At 36.8% G+C, this 2,086-nt stretch carries 2 protein-coding genes; both read right to left on the bottom strand.

The features are described 5' to 3' along the window. Positions 1-244 precede the first annotated feature (244 nt). The gene (locus V6C71_27060; protein ID HEY9772122.1) at positions 245-1,255 is read right to left on the bottom strand and encodes a telomere resolvase; all 1,011 of its coding nucleotides are present in this window, start codon (positions 1,253-1,255) and stop codon (positions 245-247) included. Between the two features lie 2 nt (positions 1,256-1,257). Next, complete coding sequence (locus V6C71_27055) at positions 1,258-1,863, bottom strand: hypothetical protein (protein HEY9772121.1); 606 nt, start codon at positions 1,861-1,863, stop codon at positions 1,258-1,260. Positions 1,864-2,086 lie beyond the last annotated feature (223 nt).

Raw genomic sequence — 2,086 nt, 5'->3', positions numbered from 1 at the left:
TTTGATTTCCCATTTTTCACTACATCTGTTGATTGGCAAAATGGTCATTTTACTGCTATCCAAACTGTCATTTAATTTTTAATCCTCAAACTTTTCTTGACTTATCAATTATACCCTAATACACTCTTTTGCTACACAACCTTCTTAACGAGTGCATTTCATCTGATGATGCTGTTGGTTGGTTTGAGCATTGTGGTCTATTCATTTGAAAACTGCTGTAAAACTAGAGATACAGATCGCGCATTCAGGCATAATAATTCAGCAACTTTTCAACTTCGGTATGGTCTAACTCATAGTCAAGATAACTTTGAGCAGATTCGGTGGTTTGTTCCACGTGACCCATAATTTCTTTAACAAACAAATCTTCTGTACAGTTATAGGTTGCCTCAGAGCTACGATAAAGTTGCCAGCAAATTGCAGAATAAGCAGACCTCAAATTGTGGGGATTAAGGTAAATATCTTTACCCGAAGGTATGGGTAATAATTTAGTATCTTGAAATATTTTTCTCACTTTTTCCCCTAGCTCTTTACTGCCCTTGGGTCTTTGACCAGGTTTATGAGGTTTGTTAATTCGCAACCATTCGATAACAGTTTGAATTGTGTCCAACGGTGCGAGTAGCGGTATGTTGTAGGGAGTATCTTCTTTGCTTTTACGTTTTACCTGACCAGAAAATAAAGCAGACTCGATGTCATAGTCTAACCATTCGCTAATTAGTGAATCGCTAGCTGAATCGAATATAGGTTCATCAAATTTTCCCGTAATCAATATCTCTTCATGTCTGCGACCTGTAAGCAGATACAAACCAGCAATTTTTGAGATGTAGCTAAAGGATTCTAATAGTTCAAGTGCCTGTTCAATTACTGCTACAGCATCAAAGCTATGGCGATTTGTTTTGTCTTGTCTGACTCTAGTATGATCGCGAGTATTGACATCATTTTTTTCATGCTTGGCTAAATTAAAGTATCTAAGTGCTTTGTGTACCCTTACTGATTCGCCATTTACTACCTGAGACATACTGTTGCGATAATTAGTCTCAAGATTTTTGATTGCTTTACGGTAGGCTGAAATCTGAGTTTTAAGCCTCCGAGCATCACCAAATACACTAATTGGAAAGCCTGACTTACTGTATTTAGTATCTATGGATAGCTCATCTCTTAAATAGTCAAGCTCGTGATTACATAATGCTTTAATTTCTTTGAGAGTAGTTAAGGGTTTGAGCTGTTCGATAAACTTGTCTATTCTAGCGATCGCCATATTTACACCCCTAGCAACTTATCCCAGTCAAAACCTTTGCCCTTGCGATTGTCGGAATCGGTGAGGGAATGTTTGAGATTGTGGTCGGCGATCATGACTTCATGATCATCAAAATACTTATTGATAGTTTGACGATTGCTGCCAGTTAGTTTAAAAATAATGCCCTTGGTAATACAAACTTTACGTGACTTCTCAGATTGAGAATTATTGTGTTCGATGATGTTATTAATTGCTTGCTCGATTTTGAAATTAGCAGCACCTTTAAAAGTTGCTTTCTGCATCTCTTCATCACTCATCGATTCCAATTGTGCTTGTTTTTCTGCAATGCTGTTGAGATAGCGCGATCGCTGTAGCAAACCATCTTTAGCAACTTCATTTAGTTGACTATCGCTATTAACTAAAGCATTCTCAACCTCACGCTGTTCAGATTCCGATAGATTAAAACTTTCAAGAGAAAAAGCTAAATCGCGATTATTTTGCTGCTTATAGCTTTTCAACAAATAACCAATTAGCTCGCCTTGTCTCATTTTCAGCGTTTTACCAAGACTATCTAAAAGCGCTTTTTCATCGGTGCTAATTAAAGTACCTAGCTTTACTTTGTCACTCATAACTAACTATTTATTTGAATAACTCTTATACACTGATATATATTATATCAGTGTATAAGAGTTATTCGGCTAGAGAAAAATCGGTTGTGTCGCAAAAATTGAGATATGACAAGAAAAAGTGTTAATTTAAGGACTTGCTGGCTCTCACTAAACTCTGGTTCATGGTTTCATCCCCACTCTTCAAATGGCAACACTTTCGCTGCACGAAATTATTTTACTCAAT

The sequence above is a fragment of the Coleofasciculaceae cyanobacterium genome, from assembly GCA_036703275.1.
GTDB lineage: Bacteria > Cyanobacteriota > Cyanobacteriia > Cyanobacteriales > Xenococcaceae > Waterburya.
This window is presented reverse-complemented; position numbering and strand designations above follow the sequence as displayed.

What these genes read in the sequence shown, in the direction of transcription:
- V6C71_27055 (HEY9772121.1), bottom strand. Translation starts at nt 1,863, where the DNA reads ATGAGTGACAAAGTAAAGCTAGGTACTTTAATTAGCACCGATGAAAAA.
- V6C71_27060 (HEY9772122.1), bottom strand. Translation starts at nt 1,255, where the DNA reads ATGGCGATCGCTAGAATAGACAAGTTTATCGAACAGCTCAAACCCTTA.